We start from the raw sequence: 24,348 nt of genomic DNA, 5'->3' as shown, positions 1-24,348 counted from the left end.
GGGGGGGGGCCCCCCGCCTCGCCCCTCGCCCCCCCCCGGGGGGCCGGGGGCGGGCCCCCCCCCCCCCCGGCCCCGACCCACCCCCGAACCGCAGGCGCCACGCACACCCCCACCGAAGCCGCGGATGCGCCGCAGGCACACCACGAGAGGTTGGACGACGACCGTGCACGACGATCTCATCGCCCGGGCCCGAGCCTGGCAGACCGAGGACCCCGACCCGGAGACCCGCGACGAGCTCGCCAAGCTCATCGAAGCCGGTGACCTCACCGAACTGTCGGCCCGCTTCAGCGGCACCCTCCAGTTCGGCACCGCAGGCCTCCGCGGCGAACTCGGCGCCGGCCCCATGCGCATGAACCGCGCCGTCGTCATCCGAGCCGCCGCCGGCCTCGCCGCCTATCTCAAAACCCACGGCCACGCCACCGGCACCGTCGTCATCGGCTACGACGCCCGCCACAAGTCCACCGACTTCGCCCGCGACACCGCCGCGGTCATGACCGGCGCCGGCCTCAAGGCCGTCGTACTCCCCCGCCCCCTCCCCACCCCCGTCCTCGCGTTCGCCATACGGCACCTCGGCGCGGTCGCCGGCGTGGAGGTCACCGCCAGCCACAACCCGCCCCGCGACAACGGCTACAAGGTCTACCTCGGCGACGGCTCCCAGATCGTCCCGCCCGCCGACGCGGAGATCGCCGCCGAGATCCAGGCGATCGCCACCCTCCACGACGTCCCCCGCCCCGACACCGGCTGGGAGACCCTCGACGACACCGTCCTGGAGGCCTACCTGGCCCGCACGGACGCCGTCCTGTCCCCCACCTCCCCCCGCACCGCCCGCACCGTCTACACGGCCATGCACGGCGTCGGCAGGGACACCCTCCTCGCCGCCTTCGCCCGCGCCGGCTTCCCCGCCCCCGCGCTCGTCGCCGAACAGGCCGACCCCGACCCGGACTTCCCGACCGTCGCCTTCCCCAACCCGGAAGAGCCCGGCGCGATGGACCTCGCCTTCGCGAAGGCCCGCGAGACCGACCCCGACCTGATCATCGCCAACGACCCGGACGCCGACCGCTGCGCCGCCGCCGTCAAGGACAACGGCACCTGGCGCATGCTCCGCGGCGACGAGGTCGGCTCCCTGCTCGCCGCCCACCTGGTCCGCCGCGGCGCCACCGGCGTCTTCGCCGAGTCGATCGTCTCCTCCTCCCTCCTCGGCCGGATCGCCGAGAAGGCGAACCTCCGCTACGAGGAGACCCTCACCGGCTTCAAGTGGATCGCCCGCGTCGACGGCCTGCGCTACGGCTACGAGGAGGCCCTCGGCTACTGCGTCGACCCCGACGGCGTCCGCGACAAGGACGGCATCACCGCGGCCCTCCTGATCACCGAGCTGGCCTCGGTCCTCAAGGAGGAGGGCCGCACCCTCCTCGACCTCCTCGACGACCTCGCCGTGGAACACGGCCTGCACGCCACCGACCAGCTCTCGGTCCGCGTCGAGGACCTCTCCGTCATCGCCGACGCGATGCGACGCCTCCGCGAGCACCCCCCCACCGAACTCGCCGGGCTCCCCGTCACCAGGTCCGAGGACCTCACCCGGGGCACGGACAAGCTGCCTCCCACCGACGGCCTCCGCTACACCCTCACCGGCGCCCGGGTCGTCGTCCGCCCCAGCGGCACCGAGCCCAAGCTGAAGTGCTACCTGGAGGCAGTGGTCCCCGTGGCCGACCACACCGCCCTCCCCGCGGCCCGCGCACAGGCCGCCCGGACCCTTGCCGAGATCAAGCGGGACCTCTCCGCGGCGGCCGGCATCTGACGCCCGTGGGGGTGCCTCTCCGCCAGGGGGCACCCCTACGGGTGATTTCGCGACGGCGACCGACCCACCCACCGCGCCCCGCCCCGGCTCCCGGGGAACGGTGATCCGGTACCGCCCGCCGCAGCCGTCGTACAGGAGCCGCCACCGTGTCCTCGACCGCCCCCGACACCGCCCCCCGCGGGCACATCCCGGGCACCCGACGACCCCACCTCCCCACGGCGGCCACTCCCCGGCACGCCCTGCGCCGGGCGGCCCCGGCGCTCACCGCGTACCTCGCCGTACGCCTCACCGGCCTGGTGTTCTTCACCGTCTGGGCGCACCGGCGCCACCACGGCGTGTGGCCGATGCTGGCGACGCAGTGGGACTCCCGCTGGTACCTGGGCATCGCGGACCACGGGTACGCCCACGTGCTCGGCACCGCCTACGACCACAACAACCTGGCGTTCTTCCCGCTGTACCCGCTCCTGGTCAAGGCCGTCGCGGTGCTGACCCCGGGCACCCGGGCCAGCACCGGCCTGGCCCTCGCATGGCTGGCCTCGCTCTTCGCGGCCTGGGGCGTGTTCGCGGTGGGCGACCGGCTGGCCGGCCGCCGGGTCGGCGTCCTGCTGACCGTGCTGTGGGCGGCGTACCCGGTCGGACTCGTCCAGTGGATGGGCTACACGGAATCCGTCTTCACGGCGTTCGCCGCGTGGACGCTGTACGCGGTGCTGACCGAGCGCTGGCTGTACGCGGCGGCCGGCTCGGTCCTGGCCGGCCTGACCCGCCCGACCGGCATCGCCGTGGCCGCCGCCGTCACCGTCACCGCCCTGCTCTCCCTCCGTACCCGCCGCTCGCCCCGCGCCCTGGCGGCGGCCCTGCTGGCCCCGCTCGGCTGGTGCGCGTACGTCGGCTGGGTGGGCGTCAGGCTGCACCGCTGGGACGGCTACTTCGCCGTGCAGCGGATGTGGCACAACGAGCTGGACGGCGGCGCGGAGACCCTGCACTGGCTGCGGCACCTGTTCGGGCAGGTCTCGCGCCCGGAGCTGTTCCTGGTCGTGGTGAGCCTGACGATGCTGGCCTCCGTCGTCCTGTTCGGACTGGCCGCGGCGGACCGCCAGCCGCTCCCGCTGCTCGTCTTCAGCGCGGTCCTGCTGCTGATCGTGGTGGCCAGCGGCGGCGTCTACTTCCCGCGCGCCCGCTTCCTCCTCCCCGGCTTCCCGCTGCTGCTGCCGGTGGCCGGGTACCTCGCCCGCGCCTCGGCACGGGTACGGGTACTCGCCCTGACGGCGGCCGTCGCGGGCTCGGCGTACTGCGGGGCGTACATGCTCCTGGTCTGGCCGAGCGCACCGTGAGCGGTCAGTCCCGCACCAGGTAGCTGAACCCGGTGTCCGGTCCCACGCACGACTGCAGGGTGAGGTCGCCCCAGTAGAGCCCGGCGGCCGGGGCGCCACGGCCCGGGGTGACGTAGTTGGCGTACACCGTGTACGTCCAGGCGCCGCGCGGGGTGCCGATGGTGACCCTGGTGCCGACGCGGAGGGTGGCGAACAGGTCGAACCCGCAGTAGTCGTGACCGACGATCACGACGGTCCGCATCTCGTAGCCGTCCTCGGTGCCGATGTTGGGCCCCGCCCACTGCACGGCGTCCTGGCAGGCGTCCACCTCGTCCTGCCCGCCGCGGATCACGCCCGCGGTCCAGGTGCCGATCCGGATGGTGGTGCCGGCCGGCAGCCCGGCCGTGCCCGCGGCGGCCCGCGGCGTGGCGGAGGCGCTCGGACGGCGGGACGGCGTGACCGGCACCCGACGGGACAGGTCCGGCCCCGGCACCCGGGCGCCCGCGCTCGCGGAGGCACGGGACGTGCCGGGCCGCGGGCCGCGGCGCACGGGCGGCGCGAGGGACCCCGGCGCGGAGGCGGAAGCCGAGGGCGACGGCGTCACCGAGGCCGAGCCGCCCGGAACCCCTCCCGCGGTCTCCGAGACCCGCGCCCCCACCCCTGCCCCTGTCCCTGCCCCTGCTCCCGCACCCACCGCCGCCCTCCCCCCGGACCCGCACCCGGCGACCAGCCCCACCGCCACGACCGCCACCACCGCCACCACCGCCACCACCGCCACGACAGCCACCGGCACCGGCACCCCGGCACCCCCGCCGGCACCCGCCCGCCGCCACCCCGTCACCCGAAACGTCCGTTCACGTAGTCCGAAGTCCTCTCGTCCTGGGGCGAGTTGAACATCGCGTGGGTGTCGCCGTGCTCGACGATCACACCGGGTGTGCCGTGCGAGGCGAGGAAGAAGGCGCAGTTGTCGGAGACACGGGCGGCCTGCTGCATGTTGTGGGTGACGATGACGATCGTCACCTCGTCCTTGAGGTCGTGGATGGTCTCCTCGATCCGGCGGGTGGACGTCGGGTCGAGCGCCGAGCAGGGCTCGTCCATCAGCAGCACGCGCGGCCGTACCGCGAGCGACCGGGCGATGCACAGCCGCTGCTGCTGGCCGCCGGAGAGCGCGCCGCCGGGCTGCCGGAGCCGGTCCCTGACCTCCTTCCACAGGCCCGCCTTGGTGAGGCACTCCTCGACCAGGTCGTCCTTGCCGTCACGCCCCGTCTTGATGGCATTGAGCTTGAGACCGGCGACGACGTTGTCGTAGATCGACATGGCCGGGAAGGGGTTCGGCTTCTGGAAGACCATGCCGATCTCACGGCGGGCGTGGGTGATGCGCCGCCCGCGGTCGTAGATGTCGACCTCGTCGAGGAGCACGCGGCCGGCCAGCGAGGCCGAGCCGATCAGCTCGTGCATCCGGTTGAGGATGCGCAGGAAGGTCGACTTGCCGCAGCCGGAGGGGCCGATGAGCGCGGTGACCTGGCGCGCGGGCATGGTGAGCGAGACCCGGTCGAGGACCTTGTGGTCGCCGAACCAGGCGGAGACGGCGTCGGCGCGCAGGGTGGCGGGGCCGTCGCCGAAGCGGGGTCCGCGGTCGCGGCCGGCCTCGACGGGCGGCTGGACGACGGTGTCGACAAGATCGGTGTTCTCGGACATGCGGTGGGTCAACTCCCCTTCGACGTGCGGTGGTTCAGAGCAGGTTCGGCAGCAGTGCCGTGATGGACTGGGAGTCGGCGAGGCCCAGCGCGAGCAGCAGCGGGCCGGCGCAGATCCAGGTCTGCCAGCGGCCCCAGACCCGGAAGGAGACCACCGCGAGCAGCGCGGCGAGCAGCAGTCCCTGGGTCCACAGGAAGACGCCGAGCCAGGCACCGGAGTCGGTGCCGAGGGCCTGTTCGGAGTCGGCGATCCAGCCCGCCCGCAGATCGCGCGGCGGGTTCGGCTGCACGGCCGTGACCAGCTTGGCGTCGACCCGGAGCACTCCGCTCGGGGTGTACGGCGCCCCGGTCGCGGTGATGAGGGTGAGCCGGCCCTGCCCCTCGGCGACCGGGGCGGGCAGCGCGTCGCCGGCCCGGCGGATGCCGGTGACCTCGTAGACCGCCCTGCCCTGGCCGGTGGTGATCTCGATGCGGCTGCCGACGGGCAGCTGGTGCAGGTCGTGGAACGGGCTGCCGTATCCCCACTGACGGCCCATGAGCACCGCGGTCCCGGCCTGGCCGGGCAGCGGGGTGTCCCTGCGGTGCCCCGGCCCCGCCATCAGCACCTCTGAGGTGGTCCCCTCGGCGACGACCTCCTTGAGACCGAGGGCCGGGATCCGCAGCAGGGCGACGGGCGCGCCCGCCTTCAGCAGCTTGCCCTCGTAGTCGCGCTGGCCCACGGGGGCGGTGCCCAGGGCGAGTTCCTTGCGCAGCTCGTCGTAGGCGGTCTGCTGGTCGCGGGCGTGCTGGAGGTGGCCGACGATCGTGAGGTTCGCGGCGAAGCCGAGGAGCACGGCGGCGAGAACGCACAGGGCCGCCCCGGCGAGTGCGAGCCCGGGGCGGGCGGGGGGCCGCGGGGTCTCCTGGCGCGGCTCGGTGGTCGGCGGGGGCGGCGGGTCGGGCGGTCCGTCGGCGGGCGCCGCGGCGTTGGCCGAGGGTGGGGCGAGGGTGGTCACGGGGTGCGCTCCTCGAAGCGGAGGGTTCTCTACGGCTTCCTGCGGAGACGGGGCGGGCCCGGGGGCACGTCGGCGTGCGCCCCCGGGCCGACCCGTCGGCCGGTCGGCCGGTCGGCCGCCCGGTCGGTCAGTGGTGCTGCGGGGTGTCGCCGCCGAAGGTCAGCAGGCCCTTGCGGCGCATGTGCAGCACGAGCGCGCCACCCGCGGACAGGAACGCGAGGGAGGCCAGGCCGATCGCGCCGACCTGGGCGCCGGTCGAGGCCATCGAGCCGCCGCCGGAGCCGCCGGTGCCACCGCCGGTGGAACCGCCCGTGTCCGAGCCGCCGCTGCCGGTGCCGCCGGTGTCCGTGCCACCGCTGTCCGAGGCGGAGGCGCTGGGCTCGGGGGACTCGCTGGAGTCGTCGGAGCCGGTCGTGAACGCGAAGTCCACGCTGTGCCCGTCGGTCTTGTCCTCGGCGAGGGTGAGCGTGTGGTCGCCGTCGGCGATGTCCTTCGGGACCGTGAACGCGTAGTCCTCCACGGTGCCGTCGGCGTTCGCCTTGGCGTCGTCGAACGTCGCGTCGCTGTCGGCGAGGGTGACCTTGACCGCGGCGCTCGCGGTGTAGCCGCGGGCGGTGATCTTCACCTTCTGCCCGGCTTCGAGGTTCGGGTTGGTGTCGAGGGTGTTGCCGTCCTCGTCGGTGACGGTGAGGTCGGGGTCGTCCGAGGGGGAGGGACTGGAGGGGGCCTGGTCGGTGCTGACGAAGTCGAAGGTGGCGTAGATGCCGGACTTCTCGGAGAAGTTCAGGGCGTGGTCGCCGTTGGTCAGGGCGTTGGGCACGGTGAACGCGTAGTCCGCCACGGCGCCGTCGGCGTTCGCTGTCACGTCCGCGAAGGTCGCGGTGGAGTTGGAGAGCGTCACGTGTGCGGCGGCCGCCGGGGTGAAGCCCTTGACGGTGACCTTCACCTTCTGGCCGACGTACAGGGTCGGCTTGGCCCCGAGGGCGGTGCCGTCGGCGTCCTTGGCGGAGACGACGTAGTCGATGTTCGCGGTCCCGCTCGCCTCGGAGCTGGAGTAGGAGTCGGCGTCGGTGGGGGTGAACACGGCGCCGAAGGGCAGCGGGCCGCCGATCGCGGGTGCCTTGACCGTGAGTTCGGCGGTGCCGTTCGTGACCTGCGCGGTGCCGAGCGACGTGTCACCGTTCTTGAACTCCACGGAGCCGGCCGCCGACGCGGGCGACACCGTGGCGGTGAGCTTGAGGTCGCCGCCCACGGCAACGCCGGAGGCCGCGCTCACCGAGAGCGTCGTGGCCTGCTGTTCGAGCAGGGACCAGGTGTCGCCCGTGACCCGGACCTTGGCGAGGAAGACCGGGACGTCGGTACCGCCGCCGCAGCCCAGCCCCAGGGTGTAGGTGCCGTCGAGGGATCCGTCGGGGATCCAGGTGCGCAGCCGCGTCTCCAGGCTCTTCGCGGCGGCCAGGGTCGTGATGTCCATCGTGAAGGGACCCGAGCCGGCCACGATCTTGGTGGCGCCCTGGCCGAGGGTGGCCTGCGTGGTGTCGCTCGTGGGGTTGAACACCTTGAGGACGGCCGCCTTGCCGGCGGTGTCGTCCGGGCAGCCGGCGGTCGTCGTCACCGACGTGATCATGGGGTAGGTCGAGATGCTGCCCGTGGTGGGCGTGATCGTGAACTTGCCGAGCTGGGTGGCGGCATGGGCCCGGCCCGAGAAGGCGAGGACCCCGGCCAGGGCGGCGCACAGCAGCGCGATGCCGGTCAGCAGCGCCACCGGTGATCTGAGTGGTGCGAGACGGTGATTCATGGATGGTCCCCCCGCGGGGTCTGGGTCCGGGTCGTGGATGAATACGCCGACAGGGCCGGACACCCAAGAGGTGCCCGGCCGTTGTGCGGCTATGGGACGGTGATCAGCTCTCGCCCTTGAGGGTCGTGCTGCCGCAGTCGCTGCCGAGGGTGCCGAAGCCGTAGTCGGTGATGGTGCTGGTGTTCGCGCAGACCTTGGAGCCGGTGCCCACGAAGGTGGCCGCGATCAGCGCGTCCGACAGCTTGGCGGTCGGGACGACGTTGTAGACGTTCCGCAGGTAGGGGAAGGAGAGGTTCAGCGACAGGTCGTCCTCGTTGCGCGGGACCACACCGTTCACCGAGCCGAGCACGGCGTCACCGCGGCGGTCGTCCACCACGGAGGTCTCCTGGGCGGTGTACTGGGCCACGGAGTACGGGAAGATGTCGCCCGCGCTGTCGATGACCGAGCCGTCGTTCTCCTGGATGGTGGAGTTCGAGGTGACGCAGGAGCCGGGGGTCGTCACGCCGATGGAGCTGAGGAAGAAGGCGCGGGTGCCCGAGGCCGACTGCGGCAGGATCGGGGTGAGGGTGACACCGTTGAGCGAGGTCAGGGTGCACTCGTAGATGGCCTTGAGCTGGGCCGTGGTCAGGTCGTCCGGCAGGGCGCTGCCGTCCTGCTTCACCCAGGACACCGCGTCCTTGGCGTACGGGATGAAGGTCAGGTCCGTGGTGGTGGTGTTGTTCGGGCCGCGCGAGGAACGGGCGAAGTCCACACAGCCGGTGCTGCCGTCCAGAGCGGTGTTCAGCGCGGTGATGCCGGCGCCGGAGCCGTCGGGGCGGGCGATCGTGCAGCTGCCGCTGCCCTTGGTCGTGATCGGGCTGGCGCCGGTGGCGTTCCAGGAGGCGATGACCTTGCCGTTGCTGTTCGTGATCGCGTTGCCCAGGGCGTTCATGACGTCCTGGGTCGTGTCGGAACCGACGCCGGCCAGCTGACGGTAGTCGGTGGCCGAGCTGGGGTCGGCGTAAGCGGCGGGGGCTGCAAGGGCGCCCAGGCCCAGGGCAACCGCACCGACAGCGGCACCGATGCGCACGCGGGACTTGACGTTCACTTGATTTCTCCTCCGTTGAAACGGATCGAGCAATGGACGTGCAAGAAAATCCGGATTCCGTTTTCGCCACCGACCCGTCGGCCGGCCACGCAGAACAATTCCGCAGACCCGGACCGGCGGCCACTAATTACAGCCGGCCTTCAGGTTACGAGTCCGTTTCCTAGGTGAATCCAAGGGAGTTCACCTAGCGGTGCACGAATTCCCCGGGGTCGAATAAGCCCCGGAAATTTGAATCCGGCGATTACCTGGCTTTCCCTCCGTCCCCGTGGAATCGGGTCGGGGCCGCCCCGCGTACCGACAGCCGCAGCATCACCGGGCCCGAGAGCGCGGCCACTCCGCCCGCGACGAGGACACCGAGCAGCACCCAGCGGATCAGCCCGAGCACTTCCGACGGGGTGTAGCCGCCGGACTGGGCGACGTTCTGCTTGGCCGGGTCGGTCTCGGTCGGGGCGGTGGAGGGCTGGGCGGTGTCCGTCGCGTCGGCGCCGGTCGCGGTGCCCGAGGTCCCGGCGGAGTCGCCGCCGGTGCCGCCGGCCGCGCCGCCCGCCGCGCCGCCGCTGCCGGTGCCGCTCAGGTCACCGCCGCCTCCGGACGTACCGCTGGACGACTCGTCGGCGTCCGGCGCCCCCTTCTCCAGCCTGTCGGCGGCCTGCTCCGCCTGCGTGCGCAGGGCGGCGGGCAACGGGGCGTACCCATAAGGGAGTTCGCCCTTCGCGGTGCCCTGGGTCTGCCCCGCGCCGGCCGCGTAGCGCATCACCTTGGCGTAGTCCTGCCGGGCGTCCTTGGCCTGGTCGAGCGAGGACGCCGCGTAGACCACGGCGGTCAGCGGGTAGGCGCCGGCCCTCATCTTCCCGGGGTCGGGCGCCTTGACGCCGGCCACGTCCGAGTCGGGCATCTCGGCGACCGCCTTGAGCAGGGAGTCGTTGGTCGGCGTGATGTAGTCCCCGTCGGCGTTCGGCAGGGCGGCGGCGCCCAGCTGGTAGCGCACCGCGGACGCGTTGTCGACGATGCCGTACTGCCGTTGTTTCGTGGGAATCGGCCGGTCTTCCGCTACCAGTTTGTAGCCGCTTACCGTGGAACCACATTTGTACGCGGTTCCGATGGAACCCCGACGCACCTTCAGCGCCGCATCGTGCATGTCGTTCGTGTAGGGGACCACGTCCTGCCCGTTGTACGTGATCTGGGGTACGCCTACCGCACAGTCGGTGACCGAGGGCGTGAGATCGGCCTTGGGGAAGAAGTCCAGCGAATCCGAGATGACCCCGTCCTTGTACGCGGGGTTCACCTTCATCCCCCAAGGATCGACCTTCCCCTCGATGAACTCCCTCGCGTCGGTGTTCGCCAGAATGTATTTCCACACCAGACGAGCGGAATCCGTGTTGTCCAGAGTCAGGGCCAGACCCAATGGACTGTTGACGGCCGCCTGGCCCTGAAGACCGGGATTGAGCTGAAGGAATTCGGGGTCCCTGACGATGGACTCCGGGTTGCCGGCGAGGTAGTCGGGGGTGCCGGCACTCGGGTTGACCACGCTGAAGGGGTACGACTGCGTGAGCACTTTGGCCAGCAGTCTCTGGTTCAGTTTCAGTTCCGTCAGCGGCAGACTCCGGTTGTCCTGGGTGTCGTACATCCAGACGAACCCGATCGTCAGGCCGCTGACCGCCACCGGAGCGTGTACCACCTGCGCCGCCCCGTCGACCGGCTCCACGGGATCCACCGTCATGGCGAGCCCCGCGACCGAGTCACCCGACGTCACGGCGTCCCTGGCCTGCCCCTCACCGGACTGGGTGAAGCTGAACCGATAGGTTCCGGTCCTGCACAGCGCGCTCTGCCACGACGTGATGACATCGGTGGCCAGTTCCGACCCCATGATTCCGCGCTCGGGCTTGTCCGGGTCACAGTTGTCCGTGACCGGGGCGAAGCCCAGCCTGAAGACGATGCGCTGGTCCCAGGTCGACTGGCTGAGCGAGGACGCGAGCTGGTTGCTCGGCTGGTGCGCTGTTCCGTCGGGGTCGTGAGTACCGCGGGGCACGACCACCAGCCAGCACGGCTGGATCTTGCCCGAAGACGTCTTGCGAGCGCCACACCCCATGGCGGGCTGCTCGACCGCCGACTTCACTTCGAACGCCACGTCCCCGCCGCCGTCCCCGTCGTTCGGCACGTACGGGACGGCATTCGTGTCCTCCGAGGTGAAGTACGTGGTGTCGGTGCCGCTCGTAGTGGCGTCCCCCTGTCCCGCCACCGGCCGGAACGGCACGTAGTGGGTGCCGTTCTTGTCGACCGGGGTCGCGGAACCGGTCTCCAGCGGGTCGCTGACGGCGCCGTTCCCGGTCAGGAACACGAACCGCTGGCCGCCCGGCTGCGAGCCGGACGACAGGCCGTACTCGCACTGCGTACGGTCCGGCCCGGACTCCTCGTCCCCCCAGCACTGCATGATCGACAGGGAGTTCGTCCCCGAGGTGTCGGCGGCCGGCTGCCCGCCTGTCCAGGTCACCCGCACGGCCTGGCCGGACAGGTTCTCCGTCTGGTGCACGGTGACCTTCAGATCGGAGAAGTCGTCGCCGTACACCCCCTTCGCCCCGCTCTTGGTCACCGCCGAACTCTCGGTCGTGGCCGCCTGCGCCTGATCCGCCCCCCTGGGCAGCGGCAGCACCGCCAGCACCAGTGCGGACAGCAGGCAGCCCACCCCCGCGGTCACCCGGCGCCGGCCGGGAGACAGCCGCGGCGTCAGCCGTCTTCTCATCACAGCTCCCCCTTACGACGGCGCGAACGCCCCGCGAGCAGACGCGCGGTGAGCGGTGGGCCGACGACCACCGCGACGAGCAGGACGGCGGAGAGGGCCATCAGGGCGCCGCGCATCCCGAGGCCGTTGTCGGAGGCGAGGGCGACGGGGTTGGCGGCCACGTTCGTGTCGCCGGTGTTCGCTCCGTCGCCGCTGACCACCTCGCCGGTGTCGGGGTCGACGCTCGCCCCCGAGGTACCGCCGGCGGCGGCGCTGGCGCTCGCGTCGGGCTTGCCGTCGCCGTTGGTGTCCGTTCCGCCCGTGCCGCTGCCGCCCGTCGCGGAGGACCCCCCGGTCGACGAGCCGCCGGAGGACGAACCGGAACCGCCCGAGGAGCTACCGCCCGACGCGCCCGGCTTCACCGGGGTGTCGGTGCCCGCGGCACCCGCCGTGCCGGTGGTGCACTGCGTCGGCCCCTTCTTGTCGCAGGACTTGGGGTACGGGGCGTTCTTGATCAGGGTGTTGACCCCGCCGGAGAAGGTGGGGTTGCGGCAGGTGTTGATGTCGATGCTGCCGGTGGGTGCGCCGGGGACCTTGCGGAGCTGGTCGAAGCCCGCCTGGACCAGGTTCTTCGGCAGCGGCGAGTACCCCAGGTCGTCCGCCTGCTGCTGGCCGTCGCACAGGAAGTAACGGCCGAACGTGCCCAGCGAGTTGCCCTTGGCCGCGGTGAAGCCGGACTCCACCTTCGTCGGCAGGATCATGTAGCTGTAGCTGGACAGCGGGTAGGTGCGGGCGTCGGCGTTGGCGTAGACGCCGTCGAGGATCTGGGTGAGGTAGTTGACCGACGACTTGTTCTCGTTGATCTGGGCCTTGGTCAGCGCCACCGCGACGCTCGCGGCGGTCGGTTCGACGTAGTAGCCGTCCTTGTTGAGCACCTTGGCCACCGGGAAGCCGGTGTTCTTGGCGTAGGAGTACTCGACGTAGGTGATGGCACCCTCGCCGGAGGGCTGGCGGACATGGCCGGAGACGCCGAGCGAGCCGGACTTGGCGATCATCGTGGAGCCGCTGAGCAGCGGGTAGTTGGAGGTCATGCCGCAGTTGCCGCTGCCGCGGCCGGTGCGCGAGCAGTAGTCGGCCCACAGGGAGCCGTACTGCTTCGACATCCACATGGTGAACTGGGCGCTGGTGCCGGAGCCGTCGGAGCGGACGACCGGGACGATCGCGCGGGCCGGCATGGTCAGGCCCGGGTTGTCGGCGGCGATCGCGGGGTCGTTCCAGCGGGTGATCTTCCCGGTGAAGATCTTGGTGACGACGTCCCCGGAGAGCCGGAGGTTGGTCACCATCTTGCCGTTGATCTTGAGGTTGTACATGAACGCCGTACCGCCGGCCACGATCGGCATGTAGGCGTAGCCGCGGCTCGGCGGGGTGTCCGTGACGCCCTGCTCCTTGAGCCCGTAGGGGATCTCGGAGACCGCGAAGTCGACGGTGTTGTTCTTGAACTGCTCACGGCCCTGGGAGGAGCCGTTGGCCGTGAAGTTGACCGTCATGCCGTAGTTGGCCTTGACGTTGCGGACCCACTGCTGGACGGCGTTGGAGCTCCAGGTCGAGCCGGAGCCGGTGATCTTGGCGTAGGAGGCCGCGGCGGCGGGCGGCGGCTGGACGGCGAGCAGGGCGCACAGCAGTGACAGCGCGGTGGCCGCCAGACGGAAACGAGTGGCGGGTTTCACGACGGACTCCCGGGTTCGGTAGGGGTGTTGACGAGGCCGGCCGGCCGGCGCCCGGCGAATCGACGCGCGTCACGCCGGGACGCGAGGACGCGCCGGTGTTCCTGGCGGCGCGTGAGGTGGCCGGGGCCGCGGCCGCCGAGGATGCGGGCGGCGACGAACAGCAGCAGCACCAGCGCCATGAGCAGGGCCGCCGTACCGAAACCGCGCGAGATCATGTTCGGCTCGGGCGACTTGACGAACTCGAAGGTGACCAGGGGCAGGGAGACCATCGAGTCGTGGAACGGGTTGAGATTGAGCTCGTTGGTGAAGCCGGCGGTCAGCAGGACCGGGGAGGTCTCGCCGATGCCGCGCGCGGTGCCGAGGATGACGGCGGTGGTCAGGCCCGAGCGGCAGGTCGGCAGGACCACGTGCCAGACCGTGCGCCAGCGGCTGGTCCCCATCGCGTAGCTCGCCTCGCGCAGGGTGCCGGGTACCAGCCGGATGACGACGTCGGCGGCCCTGATGATGATCGGCAGCATCATCACCGAGAGGGCGAGACCGGCGGCGAGGCCCGACTGGTCGAGCCCCAGGCCCAGGATCACCGTCGCGTAGATGAACAGACCGGCCACGACCGACGGCAGCGCCGTCATCGCCTCGACGATGGTGCGCACGAACCGGGCGTAGGCGCCGGGCACCTCGTTGAGGAACACCGCGCAGACCAGCCCGGTGGGCACGGTGATCAGCAGCGCGATCGTGATCATGATCAGGGTGCCGGCCGCCGCGTGCAGGGCCCCGCCCACGCTGAGCGGCTGGAGCGGGCCGGCCAGCTCCATGCTCTGCGTGAAGAAGTTGAGATGCACCAGCGCCTTGCGGCCCTGGACGAGCGCGTAGCAGACGACGAACACGAGGATCACCACGAGCAGCAGACCCATCGACCGTACGATCGCCGCCGCGATCCGGTCGACGACCGCGGGGCCGTCCTCGTCGAAGGAGACCAGCAGGGCGTACACCAGCAGGAACAGGCCGTACGCGATGACGACGAAGCCGACGGCGCCGTTGAACGGCAGCAGCCAGTGGAACAGCAGCCAGGTGATCGACAGCGCGGCGGTGGCGGCCCCGGCCATGGCGTACACGTCGGTGGCCTGCAGCCGCGTCAGGGCGCGGCGCCGCTCACCGGCCGGGTCGGCGCCACGGGCCGGGCCCGGCAGCGTGGTACCCGGGCGTCCGGTCGCCTGACGCGCGCCGGGCGCTTCGGGGGCAACGGTCATGGTCGCTCATTCCTGTGTGGCATAGCTGTGTGACGTACCTGTGTGACGTACCTGTGTGGCGTACCTGTGTGGCGCAAGGGACCTGCGTGCGCCGCGGGTGCTCAGGCGTCGCTCGCCGCGCCCGAGCGGGAGCGGGCGACGATGGACGAGGCGGCGAAGTTGACGATCAGCGTCATGACGAACAGCGAGAAACCGGCCGCCATCAGTGCGGACATGCTGAACTCACTGGCCTCGCCGTACCGCAGGGCGATCAGCGAGGAGACCGAGCTGGTGCCGGACTGCAGGATGTGCCACTGGACCTGGAAGGTCACCGAGATGATCATGAAGACGGCGATCGTCTCGCCCAGCGCGCGGCCGAGCCCGAGCATCGTGCCGCCGATCATCCCGCCGCGCCCGAAGGGCAGCACCACGCTGCGGATCACGCCCCAGCGGGTGGCGCCGAGCGCGTAGGCGCCCTCGCGCTCGCCGGCCGGCGCCTGGGAGAAGACCTCGCGCATGATCGAGCAGATGATGGGCGCGATCATCATGCCGACGACCAGTCCCGCGATGAACGTCGAGGACGTGTAGATGCTCTCGGGCGCGAGCGGGTCGTCCGGGTCGGCGCCCTGCACGTCGAAGACGGGGATCCAGCCGAAGTAGGCGGAGATCCAGCGGGCGATCGGCAGGACCTTGTCCTGGAGGAAGAAGACGCCCCACAGGCCGTAGACCACGGACGGCACGGCGGCCATCAGGTCGACGACGCTGATCAGCGTCCGGCGCAGCCGCGGCGAGGCGTACTCGGAGATGTAGAGCGCGGCGCCGGTGGCGAGCGGCACGGCCACGAGCACCGCGACGGTCGCGATCAGGATGGTCCCGACGATGACGGCCGCGATGCCGAACTTCCCGTTGCCGGGCTCCCATTCGGCGGTGGTGAGGAACGACCAGCCGGCCTTGTCGAGCGCCAGCCAGGCCCGGTAGAGCAGGAAGCCGCCGACGAGCAGCATGACGGCCAGCACGAGACCGCCGCCTGAGCGCAGCACCGCGCGGAACACCCGGTCGGGCAGCCCGGGATCGGCGTACAGACGTCTTCGTACGTCGGGTTCACCGGCGTCGGCTCCGGCGCCGGTGGAGCCGACGCCCGCGATCACGGGCTGCGGCTGTCTGGTTCTTCTCAGCGAAGGCACGGTCCCGACACTCCGTGTCATCGGTTGACATGCCCATCCCGAGGTGTGAACTACGGGTTCCCTAAGGGCAACATCGGCCCCGCCCGCACGGGCACACCTCACCCCCGACCAGGACCCCTCCTGACCCGGTTGACGTGCGGATCAGTCCCGGCTCATTCGCCCCATAACTCGGGCCCGGCATATACCAGTTCGGCGATCGTCGCGCGGAACCGGTCGTAGGACGCACGACAGGTCGCATGCCGCTCGTACGTCCGCGCCGAGCCCGCCAGGTGACGCCCGGAGTCGTCCCAGACCACCCACACCCAGCCGCCGCCGTCGGAACCGTGCTGCACTCCGCCCCCCGTACGGGAGTGCAACGCGCACATGCGATGGAACGCGGCACGACATCGGGCATGGGTGTCGTGCGACGTGAGCGAAACCGCCACCGATCTCCCGTTCGGCGCCACCAGTCGCCAGCCGAACCTGCCCTGCCCGTCGATGTCCACCTGGCATCTCATGCCCGCTGCCCCGGCGGCAGGTCTTGCCGCCCTCTCGGACCGCTCCATGTCCCCACCCCCGCCGCCCAATAGGTAAGTAAAATCCGCAGGTACGGCACTCTGGGGCGGCAGCAGCAATCTACTGAGACGCGGGTGACGGCGCCCGGACAAAACTGACTGCCGAGGCCACGCTTCATGTAGAGGTATCCCCTAGGTAACCCGTAGGCAAGACACAGAGAAAGCGCTACCACCCGGACTGGGACAACGTTGCCAATTGGGGCGCCGGCACAAGGGCGGAAGCCCGCCTCGCTCCAACTCGGCGCGGCTCAGCCCGACTTGACGTCACTCAACCCGACTTGGCGCGGCTCAGCGGCGACCCGGCGCGGCTCCGTCCGCCGCCAGGAACGCCGAGACCGCCTCGGTGAACGCCTCCGGCGCCGCGTGGTGGATCAGGTGTCCGACGGGGATCGTGACCAGCCGCCCGCGAGCGACGCGGCGGGCGAGTTCGGCGACACCGTCCTGGGGAACATGGCTCCGCGGGCCGCCGGCGAGCACGAGGGTCTCGGCGGTGATCCGGCCGAGCCGCTCCAGCCACCGGGGGTCGGGCCGGTCGATCTGCCGCCGGACGGCCGGCACCACCTCCCAGTCGAAGGTCAGCGCGCCGTCCGGCCTGACCGGCGTGGTCGGCTTCCGGGGACGGGGCACCGGCACGTCCTCCAGGACGAGCCGGCCCACCCGCCGCGGATGGTCCGCCGCGAGCAGGTAGGCCACGACCCCGCCCATGGAGTGCCCGATCAGATCCACCGGCCCGAGTCCGAGCGCGTCCAGGAACCCGAGCACGTCGGCCTGCATGAGTTCGAGGGAGTAGTCCCCCGGCCAGTCGCTGCGGCCGTGACCGCGAAGGTCGAGGGCGTACGCCCGCCGGCTCCGGGCGAGAGCGGGCAGCACCGCCTCCCAGTCGGTGGCGTCCTCGCCCAGCGCGTGCAGCAGGACGAGCGGCGGAGCGTCCGGGGGACCCGAGGTCCGACAGGCCAGCCGGACCTCGCCGACGTCGACCGAGCGCTGATCAGCCATGTCCGGAGGATATGCGCACGGGCCGCTCCCCGGACCACCGTTCACGGCCGGCGATGCCGTCAGTCCGTGACGCCGTCAGCGCGCGACGCCGTCAGCCCGTAACCCGCAACAGGAGCTTCCCCGTGCTCGTCCGGGCGCCCATCAGGCGGTGCGCCTCCGCCGCCTCCGTCAGGGCGAACTCGGCCGTGACCGGCAGGGTCACCGTGCCGTCCGCCGCCTTCGCGAAGGCCCGGGCGGACAGCTCCCGCAGCACCTCCGGGTCCGTCTGGGCCAGCGCCAGGATGGAGAAACCGGCGACCGACAGGCCCCGCGGGTACAGCTCCGCCTGGCCCGCCGTCCAGGCCGGTTCGCCGCTCGCGTTGCCGTAGGAGACCAGGCGGCCGAAGCGGGCCAGGGACGACAGGCCCACACGCAGGGTCGTGCCGCCGACGGGGTCGAGGGCCAGGTCGACGCCCCGGCCGCCGGTGGCCTTCCGGACCGGCTCCTCGAAGTCGCCGACGAAGACCTCGTCGTAGCCGTGGTCCCGTGCGTACGACGCCTTCGCCGCGCTCGACACCACGCCGTACACCGCGGCCGCGCCCGCCGCCTTCGCCAGCTGCCCGGCCACCGTACCGACCCCGCCCGCGGCGCCCTGCACGAGGACGGTCTCGCCCGGCTGGAGGCGGCCGACGGTGTGGACGAGGGCGTACGCCGTCGGCAGGACGGACGGGAGCGTGGCTCCGGTGCGCAGGTCGGCCCCGGCCGGCAGCGGGAAGACCGTCGCCGCCTGCGTCACGACCACGTCCGCGTAGGCGCCGCCCTGGGTCAGCGCGGCCACCTCCTGGCCGACGGCGAGGTCCGCGACGCCGGCGCCGAGGGCCCTGACCCGGCCCGAGACCTCCAGGCCCGGACGGAACGGCAGGTCCGGTACCCGGTAGCCCTCCGAACGCGCCTTGAGGTCGGCGAAGTTCACGCCCGCGTACGCCACGTCGATGCTCACCTCGCCGGGGCCCGGCTCGGGGACGTCCACCTCGACGGTCTTCAGGACCTCCGGACCGCCGTATTCCTGCAACTCGACCGCACGCACGGCGCACACCTCTCCACGAGTGTTCAACACGGATCGAACACCCGGGAGTGTATGGTTTTCATCGAACACTCGGCAAGCGGAACACCGCGAAGAGGAGGGAGGAGGACGGCATGACCGGCACGAGCCACCGGGCCGCCCCCGAACACACCCACCCCGACGAGGTACCCGTCCTCACCGCACTCGCCGCCCTCGCCGACCCGGTACGCCTCACGCTCGTCCGGGAACTGGCCGCCAGCGCCGAGTGGTCCCGCAGCTGCGGCAGCTTCGACGTACCCGTCGGCAAGCCCGCCCTCAGCCACCACTTCTCCGTACTGCGGGCAGCCGGCCTCGTCGAACAGCGCGACGAGGGCCCACGCCGGGTCAACCGCCTACGACGACCGGAGTTCGAGGCCCGCTTCCCGGGGCTGCTCGACCTCGTCCTGCGGCCGGAACCGCACCTGTAGTTCCTGGCGAGGCGAGAGGACTTACGCGATCCCTGATCCTCCACGCCGCACACGAGACACACTGAGCCCTTTCCAAGCTCGGTTTGACGTCGCCGGATGCAGGGCGAGGACGGCCTTGACCAGGTCGGTGATGCGGATGGTGCCGCAGCGGGGCTTGCGCAGCAGGCGCCAGGACTTCAGGGTGGCCATCCGCCCAATGGCCCAAGTCAGAACCGTTCACTGTCTCTCACAACCGCTGCCACAGACACGGGAGATCGCAGCCGGGCCGCCCGCGCCTCGCGTGACCTCGGTGCGGAGCTGGGCCGTGGAGAACGCTGACTCGATGGGGTTCGTGGTCCGTAGGCGAAGCCGGCCGGTCGTCACGGGACATCGAAGTCGAGCTCAACAACTCACTGAAACCGCTCGTTTCGCGGACTCCACCCAGGAAAACGTGATCCAGTAACCGATATTCATCTTTTTCACCCCGGCTTCGGCTACCCTCCGAAGGATTTCCCAGGGCTACGCACGGCCCGCCGGAGCTGGCTCCGCCCGGGGCCGGGCGACAACTCGCCCGGCGGAGTCAGGTGTTCTCCTCCCCGTCCCCCGATCGTGCCCGACGGCCTCCCGGATTCTCGAAGGAGCATGAGATGCGTGCAAATGTGCGCGTTCGACGGCGCCCGCAACTGACGGGGTTTCGCGCAGTAGCAACAGTTGCGGTGTCCGCGGCCCTCGTCGTACCCCTCGCTGCGACCCCGTCGAGTGCGAACACGGTCCGCAAGAATGCGGCTGTCCGCGAGAGTGCGGCCGTCGGCCCTCGGACGCTCTCGACGGTCCAGCAGGACGGCACTGCGGAGACACGCGCCCACCTGCGGGTGTTGGCGCGGAAGTTGGTGGAAGAAGGAGTGCCTGGGGTGATCGTGCGGGTGGACGACGGTCACGGCAGGCCCATCGAGATCTCCGAGCAGGCCGCCTGGACGAAGAAGGACCATCGACTCAGGGCGGACGACGAGGTACGGGAAGCGTCCAACACCAAGACGGTGATGGCCACCCTCGTCCTGCAACTGGTCGCTGAGCACAGACTCGCCCTCACCGACCCGGTCGACAAGTGGCTGCCCGGCCAGGTGCGCAACGGCAGAGCGATCACCCTGCGCATGCTGCTCAACCACACGAGTGGGCTGTTCGACTACACCGACGACCCCGCCCTCGCACCGGCCCTCACTGGCCGGGACTCCCACGTATGGACGTCGACGGAAATCCTGAGCCTGGTGAGCAGACACCCGGCACTGTTCGAGCCGGGCACCGAGTGGTCGTACAGCAACACCAACTACATCGCGATCGGCGCCGTCCTGGAGAAGGCCACCGGTAAGAGCCTTGCGGCGCTGGTGCGGGACCGGATCGCCGAACCCCTGGGGCTCCGGCACACCTTCTACGCCACCGGCTCGGCCTGGCACGACCGGCACGCGCACGGCTACGAACCTGACGCCGCCCACATGCCACCGGACGTCCCCGACGAGTTCAGGAACTACGCCGGACCGCAGCACGACGACCACGTGGACGTCACCGGCGACTACGTCACGGCCGTCGGAGCGGATGCCGCGATCGTGTCCACCGCCGGTGACTGGTCCCGTTTCTACGGCGCGCTGATGTCGGGCCGCCTGCTGCCCGCCGCCCAACTGGCCGAGATGCGCACCACCGTGCCGGAGGACGGGCCGGGGGACCCGGACGAGCTCGGCTACGGGTTGGGCATCGAGACGGCGAAGACCGACTGCGGCACGGTCTGGGACCACGTCGGCATCGTCCCGGGCTATGCGACCTACAACGTCACCGACTCCACCGGCCATCGCACGGCCGCCTTCTTCTTTGCCACGTCCACTCTCACCAAACAGGCGCACCAGACCGGCGCGGCCCTGATGGACGCGGTCAACTGCGCCATCTTCGACTGACCAGCGTGTTTCCGTGGGAGCCGCCTCCGTCACGGGCTTGCCTTCCCGCCCACCTCGAACCAGAGCAGTTTCCCGGCGCCGCGCTCCAGGAGGCCGTCCCCGAGGGGCCAGCCACCCCATCTGTCGGCGTACTCCGTCACGAGGCACAGCCCACGCCCGCTCTCGGCATCCGCCGGCGCAGGCGGCACCCGATTCCAGGGCGGTTCACCGAAGGGGGCGGGGACATGCGGATGACTGTCCCAGACCCCGACCCGCAGCCGCCCGTCGGCAAGGGCGGTGAGGCGCAGGGATACGGGCCCACCGCTGTGCAGGTAGGCGTTGGTGACCAGTTCGGAGGTCAACAACTGCACAGCATCAAGGACTTCACCTCTGCCATGGCTGTCCAACACGGACCGTACGGTCATACGTGCGACACGCGCGGCGCGGGGGTCATGAGGCAGGCGGAGGGCGTACGCCCAGGTGTCGTGCGGGGCTACGGTGACCATGAACGGCTCCTACGGTGGGAGGACCTGGTTCACTCGACAACCGAACGGGCGGTGGCAGTGCCGCGCACGGACAGGGCGGCGCGGTGCGCTTCCGGCTTAGGGGGCGGGAGTCGAGTGGCCTGGGTCAACCGTAGACTTCAGCGCCTGAAGGTTTTGCTCCTTCCAGCAAAACCTTCAGTAATCTCCTTCGTGTGGGTGACCACTACGCCAGGTGTATGAAACGGAGTGAGGACATGCCACCGAGGCCCGCCCCCACGGCACGGCGCCTCCGTATCGGCGCAGAACTGCGTCGGCTACGCGAACGTGCAGGCCTGACCGCCGCCGAGACCGCCAGATCCCTGGGGACGACGCAAGCGCAGATCAGCAACATCGAAGCGAACCGCTTCGGCATCAGCGCGGAACGCGTACACACGCTCGCCCACATCTACGGCTGCACGGACCAGCCCTTGATCGACTCCCTCGCCGCCATGGCTGCCGACCGGACCCGAGGCTGGTGGGAGGAGTACCGCGACACCCTGCCGCCTCGTCTCCTCGACCTGGCGGAACTGGAACACCACGCCACGAGGCTGCGCGTGACGCAGGTCATCAACATCCCTGGTCTGCTCCAGACACCGGAACACGCCCGCGCGCTTTTCCGTGAAGCGGTTCCCGCACTGCGCCCCCACGAGATCGAGTACCGGATCTCCCACCGGATCAAGCGCCAGGCCGTCCTCCATCGCGAGCAGCCGCCGTCGTACACGGCGATCGTTCACGAGGCCGCCCTGCGCATGCAGTTCGGCGGTCGCGAGGTGGCCAGGGCGCAACTGCAGCACCTCGCCGAGATCAGCGAGCACCCCGCCGTCGGCCTCCGGGTGATCCCTTTCAACGGTACCTCGTTCCCCACGACCGGCCACGCCGTCGACTACTTCCACGGCCCGCTGCCCGCCCTCGACACCGTCGAGGTGGACACCGCACACGGCACCGAACTTGTCGATGCCGCAGGACAATTGGAGAAGTACCGCCTTGTCCTGGACCGCATGGAGGCCGTAGCCCTGAAACCCGTCCCCTCACTCGACCTCATCCACCGCATCGCCCAAGACATCTGAGAGACGAAACATGGCCGAACCGATCTGGCAGAAGTCGACGTACAGCGAAGAAGGCTCCGCCTGCGTCGAGATTGCCCCCACCCCGACCGCCATCCGCATACGCGACTCCAAACACCCCTCCGGCCCCCACCTCACCCTCCGGCCCACCGCCTGGGCGGACTTCGTGTGGTACACAACGCGCCATCCCCGCCACAGATGACTGTGTTTGGAGTGTCTGTGCCACGACCAGGCCACAAAACCAAACCCCTGGCGTAAACACTCCAAACGCCCGCTCGCGGAAGGAGGCGTGCGCAAGTTCTCGCAAGCTCCTGGTCCGTGTCCGGCGTTGAGCGCAAGATCGAGCACGGATACCCGACGACGAGGGAGGCAGCAGTGGCTCTGATCAAACTCGGCCAGGATCCCGAGAGCCCGGAAGGGAAGTCGCCCACCATCTACCTCGATGACGAGAAGGGCACCTATCTGGTGCAGGGGTGGAAGGTGGTCGATGAGGCCCGGCGTTCGCAGCTGGACCTTCCCGGGCATGAGGACGTGATCGAAATCCCGAAGCGCATGGTGCAGTTCTTCCCGGAGGTGAAGCACGGTGACGGTACCGACTCTTGAGGACCGCCTGCGGGGCTGCACCCGCACGGCGGTTCATCTGGAGATGCGCGACGAGTACATGCGCTCCGACCCTCGGTTCACCGCCTGGCAGAACGGCATCCGGAACGACCCCGCCGAAAGCGACCCGGAACGTCGCCCGTGGCTGCGGCTCATTGCCGACCTCGTAGCCCAAGGGGTCGAAGTACGCAGAGCCCGGATCGTGTCGGAGCCCGTCTCGGACTACATCCGGTTCGAACACCATCTGACCGGCCCCACCGCGGCGGCCGGCGAACAGGTGCGCTGGCTGCCGCGCCGCCGCGCATCCGCTCTGCCTCTGCCCGGAAACGACTTCTGGCTCTTCGACGACAGCTCGGTCGTCTTCCATCACTTCGCAGGCGACGGCGAACTGGCCCCGGACGACGAGGAATTCAACGACGACCCGGCCGTCGTCAAACTGTGCGCGCATGCCTTCGAAGCTGTCTGGGCACTTGCGACACCGCATGCGGACTACACGCTCGCCTGACCCACAATCCCCCGCGTGACTTCATCCAGCGTTCAGCAGGCACGACAGGCCCTCGGTCGGCGTCTTCGCGAGCTCCGCAAGGACGCCGGCCTGACGGCGCGCGAGCTGGCCAGGCATGCCGCCTGGCACGAATCGAAGTGCTCGCGACTTGAAAACGGACACACGCTTCCGTCCGACGCGGACATTCGGGCGTACACGACGCTCTGCCACGCTCAGGACCAGACTGCCGACCTCATCGCCACGGCACGTGGGATAGAGGGAGCGTACGTGCAATGGCGGCGCATGGAGCGGGCAGGGCTGCGACGGGTCCAACAGTCTGTGGCACCGCTCTTCGACCGCACCCGCCGCTTCCGCGTCTACCAGTCCTGGGTGCTCCCCGGCCTGCTGCAGTCCGCCGCCTACACCCGCGCGGTACTGGGCACCGTGGCCGACCTCAGGGACGTGCCCGACGACATCGACGACGCCGTGGCCGTCCGCATGGACCGACAGCGCGTACTGCACTCCGGCGACCACCGGTTCGCCATGCTGGTCGAGGAATGGGTACTGCGCACGGTCATCGGTTGCAACGACACCATGGCCGGAGCGCTCGGCCATCTGATCTCCGTCGCATCGCTCCCATCCGTCAGCCTGGGTGTCATCCCCATGGGCACACCACGCGGTGCCGGATGGCCCGTCGAATCCTTCACCATGTACGACGACACCCAGGTCAACGTGGAACTCGTCGCCGCCCACCTGACCGTGACACAACCCGGTGAGATCGCGGAGTACGCGAGAGCATTCACCGAATTGTCCGCCATCGCCGTGTACGGCGCACAAGCCAGGTCGCTCATCACCGCCGCCATCGACGCCATCAGGTGATCGCCGCGCAAGCTCATGCAAGTTTGTGGAGCCCTGCACTCGTCACTTCCTACGGTCGACGCATCGACCCGGGAACGGCCAGGAAGGCGCGGTGTGATGGGCGAGAACAAGGCGCAGGACACCGAATTCTGCGTGGACGGCGTTGTCGTAGTCCAGAAAAGTATCCCTGGCCCCGAAGGAGCTGACCTGGCGCCCAGCCCGGCGTTGTGCTGGCCCCCGTGCGAGTGCGGGAGCCCGAAGTGCCCTGACTACGAGCCTCCACCGAACTACCCGCCAGCGGGGCTGAGCAACAGAGTCGC

General features: G+C 70.5%; 22 protein-coding genes and 1 pseudogene. 10 read left to right on the top strand and 13 right to left on the bottom strand.

Annotated features, from left to right (window positions below; translation table 11 throughout):
- The first annotated feature begins 163 nt into the window (after positions 1-163).
- Positions 164-1,795: a phospho-sugar mutase gene (locus tag ACFZB3_RS12300; protein ID WP_391373599.1), complete on the top strand. Its 1,632-nt coding sequence runs from the start codon at positions 164-166 to the stop codon at positions 1,793-1,795.
- Positions 1,796-1,941: 146 nt separating this feature from the next.
- Positions 1,942-3,126 (top strand): hypothetical protein, encoded by a 1,185-nt coding sequence (locus tag ACFZB3_RS12295; RefSeq protein WP_391373596.1) that lies wholly within the window; start codon positions 1,942-1,944, stop codon positions 3,124-3,126.
- Positions 3,127-3,130: 4 nt separating this feature from the next.
- On the opposite strand, the gene ACFZB3_RS12290 is transcribed toward ACFZB3_RS12295, so the two are convergent.
- The 12 genes from ACFZB3_RS12290 to ACFZB3_RS12235 all read right to left on the bottom strand — a co-directional run bounded on the left by ACFZB3_RS12290 (position 3,131) and on the right by ACFZB3_RS12235 (position 18,154).
- Positions 3,131-3,892 carry a hypothetical protein gene (locus ACFZB3_RS12290; RefSeq protein ID WP_391373593.1) on the bottom strand — a complete coding sequence of 254 codons (762 nt, stop codon included), beginning with the start codon at positions 3,890-3,892 and terminating at the stop codon, positions 3,131-3,133.
- Positions 3,893-3,942: 50 nt separating this feature from the next.
- A complete protein-coding gene (locus tag ACFZB3_RS12285) occupies positions 3,943-4,803 on the bottom strand; it encodes an ATP-binding cassette domain-containing protein (protein ID WP_391373591.1) in 861 nt (286 codons plus the stop codon).
- A gap of 34 nt (positions 4,804-4,837) precedes the next feature.
- Positions 4,838-5,797, bottom strand: coding sequence for a sortase domain-bontaining protein (locus ACFZB3_RS12280; RefSeq protein ID WP_391373588.1), 960 nt, complete (start codon positions 5,795-5,797; stop codon positions 4,838-4,840).
- 127 nt (positions 5,798-5,924) lie between these two features.
- Positions 5,925-7,595: a hypothetical protein gene (locus ACFZB3_RS12275; protein ID WP_391373585.1), complete on the bottom strand. Its 1,671-nt coding sequence runs from the start codon at positions 7,593-7,595 to the stop codon at positions 5,925-5,927.
- Positions 7,596-7,698: 103 nt separating this feature from the next.
- Complete coding sequence (locus tag ACFZB3_RS12270) at positions 7,699-8,682, bottom strand: substrate-binding domain-containing protein (RefSeq protein ID WP_391373583.1); 984 nt, start codon at positions 8,680-8,682, stop codon at positions 7,699-7,701.
- 241 nt (positions 8,683-8,923) lie between these two features.
- Positions 8,924-11,422 (bottom strand): hypothetical protein, encoded by a 2,499-nt coding sequence (locus ACFZB3_RS12265; protein ID WP_391373580.1) that lies wholly within the window; start codon positions 11,420-11,422, stop codon positions 8,924-8,926.
- Positions 11,422-13,128, bottom strand: coding sequence for a phosphate ABC transporter substrate-binding protein PstS (gene pstS / locus ACFZB3_RS12260; RefSeq protein WP_391373577.1), 1,707 nt, complete (start codon positions 13,126-13,128; stop codon positions 11,422-11,424). The genes ACFZB3_RS12265 and pstS overlap by 1 nt, the downstream gene beginning before the upstream one ends.
- Positions 13,125-14,375 (bottom strand): phosphate ABC transporter permease PstA, encoded by a 1,251-nt coding sequence (gene pstA / locus ACFZB3_RS12255; RefSeq protein WP_391373574.1) that lies wholly within the window; start codon positions 14,373-14,375, stop codon positions 13,125-13,127. Before pstA ends, pstS begins: the two co-directional genes overlap by 4 nt.
- Before the next feature lie 101 nt (positions 14,376-14,476).
- Positions 14,477-15,538 (bottom strand): phosphate ABC transporter permease subunit PstC, encoded by a 1,062-nt coding sequence (gene pstC, locus ACFZB3_RS12250; protein ID WP_391373571.1) that lies wholly within the window; start codon positions 15,536-15,538, stop codon positions 14,477-14,479.
- Between the two features lie 152 nt (positions 15,539-15,690).
- Positions 15,691-15,870 carry a hypothetical protein gene (locus ACFZB3_RS12245; protein WP_391373569.1) on the bottom strand — a complete coding sequence of 60 codons (180 nt, stop codon included), beginning with the start codon at positions 15,868-15,870 and terminating at the stop codon, positions 15,691-15,693.
- Positions 15,871-16,380: 510 nt separating this feature from the next.
- Positions 16,381-17,088 (bottom strand): alpha/beta fold hydrolase, encoded by a 708-nt coding sequence (locus ACFZB3_RS12240; protein WP_391373566.1) that lies wholly within the window; start codon positions 17,086-17,088, stop codon positions 16,381-16,383.
- Between the two features lie 91 nt (positions 17,089-17,179).
- Positions 17,180-18,154, bottom strand: a complete 975-nt coding sequence (locus ACFZB3_RS12235) for a zinc-binding dehydrogenase (protein WP_391373564.1) — start codon at positions 18,152-18,154, stop codon at positions 17,180-17,182.
- A gap of 110 nt (positions 18,155-18,264) precedes the next feature.
- On the opposite strand from ACFZB3_RS12235, the gene ACFZB3_RS12230 reads away from it, so the two are divergent.
- Positions 18,265-18,597, top strand: a complete 333-nt coding sequence (locus tag ACFZB3_RS12230; RefSeq protein WP_391373562.1) for an ArsR family transcriptional regulator — start codon at positions 18,265-18,267, stop codon at positions 18,595-18,597.
- A gap of 890 nt (positions 18,598-19,487) precedes the next feature.
- Positions 19,488-20,519, top strand: a complete 1,032-nt coding sequence (locus ACFZB3_RS12225) for a serine hydrolase (RefSeq protein ID WP_391373559.1) — start codon at positions 19,488-19,490, stop codon at positions 20,517-20,519.
- 29 nt (positions 20,520-20,548) lie between these two features.
- On the opposite strand, the gene ACFZB3_RS12220 is transcribed toward ACFZB3_RS12225, so the two are convergent.
- Positions 20,549-20,923, bottom strand: coding sequence for an ATP-binding protein (locus tag ACFZB3_RS12220; protein ID WP_391374063.1), 375 nt, complete (start codon positions 20,921-20,923; stop codon positions 20,549-20,551).
- Between the two features lie 314 nt (positions 20,924-21,237).
- Here ACFZB3_RS12220 and ACFZB3_RS12215 point away from each other — a divergent pair, with 314 nt between their 5' ends.
- The 6 genes and pseudogenes from ACFZB3_RS12215 (at position 21,238) to ACFZB3_RS12190 (ending at position 24,049) form a co-directional block, all read left to right on the top strand.
- Positions 21,238-22,089 (top strand): Scr1 family TA system antitoxin-like transcriptional regulator, encoded by an 852-nt coding sequence (locus ACFZB3_RS12215; protein WP_391373556.1) that lies wholly within the window; start codon positions 21,238-21,240, stop codon positions 22,087-22,089.
- A 10-nt stretch (positions 22,090-22,099) separates the two neighbouring features.
- On the top strand, positions 22,100-22,288 hold the full coding sequence (locus ACFZB3_RS12210; RefSeq protein WP_391373553.1) for a DUF397 domain-containing protein: 189 nt from the start codon (positions 22,100-22,102) through the stop codon (positions 22,286-22,288).
- A gap of 173 nt (positions 22,289-22,461) precedes the next feature.
- Entirely contained in the window at positions 22,462-22,689 is a 228-nt protein-coding gene (locus ACFZB3_RS12205; RefSeq protein ID WP_391373550.1) for a hypothetical protein, read from the top strand.
- Between the two features lie 43 nt (positions 22,690-22,732).
- The gene (locus ACFZB3_RS12200) at positions 22,733-23,191 is read left to right on the top strand and encodes a DUF6879 family protein (protein WP_391373547.1); all 459 of its coding nucleotides are present in this window, start codon (positions 22,733-22,735) and stop codon (positions 23,189-23,191) included.
- A gap of 15 nt (positions 23,192-23,206) precedes the next feature.
- Positions 23,207-23,404: pseudogene (locus ACFZB3_RS12195) on the top strand (helix-turn-helix domain-containing protein); the annotation flags it as partial.
- 105 nt (positions 23,405-23,509) lie between these two features.
- The gene (locus ACFZB3_RS12190; RefSeq protein WP_391374060.1) at positions 23,510-24,049 is read left to right on the top strand and encodes a Scr1 family TA system antitoxin-like transcriptional regulator; all 540 of its coding nucleotides are present in this window, start codon (positions 23,510-23,512) and stop codon (positions 24,047-24,049) included.
- The last annotated feature ends 299 nt before the right edge of the window (positions 24,050-24,348 follow it).

This window comes from Streptomyces sp. NPDC008092 (assembly GCF_042957285.1).
Lineage (GTDB): Bacteria > Actinomycetota > Actinomycetes > Streptomycetales > Streptomycetaceae > Streptomyces.
This window is presented reverse-complemented; position numbering and strand designations above follow the sequence as displayed.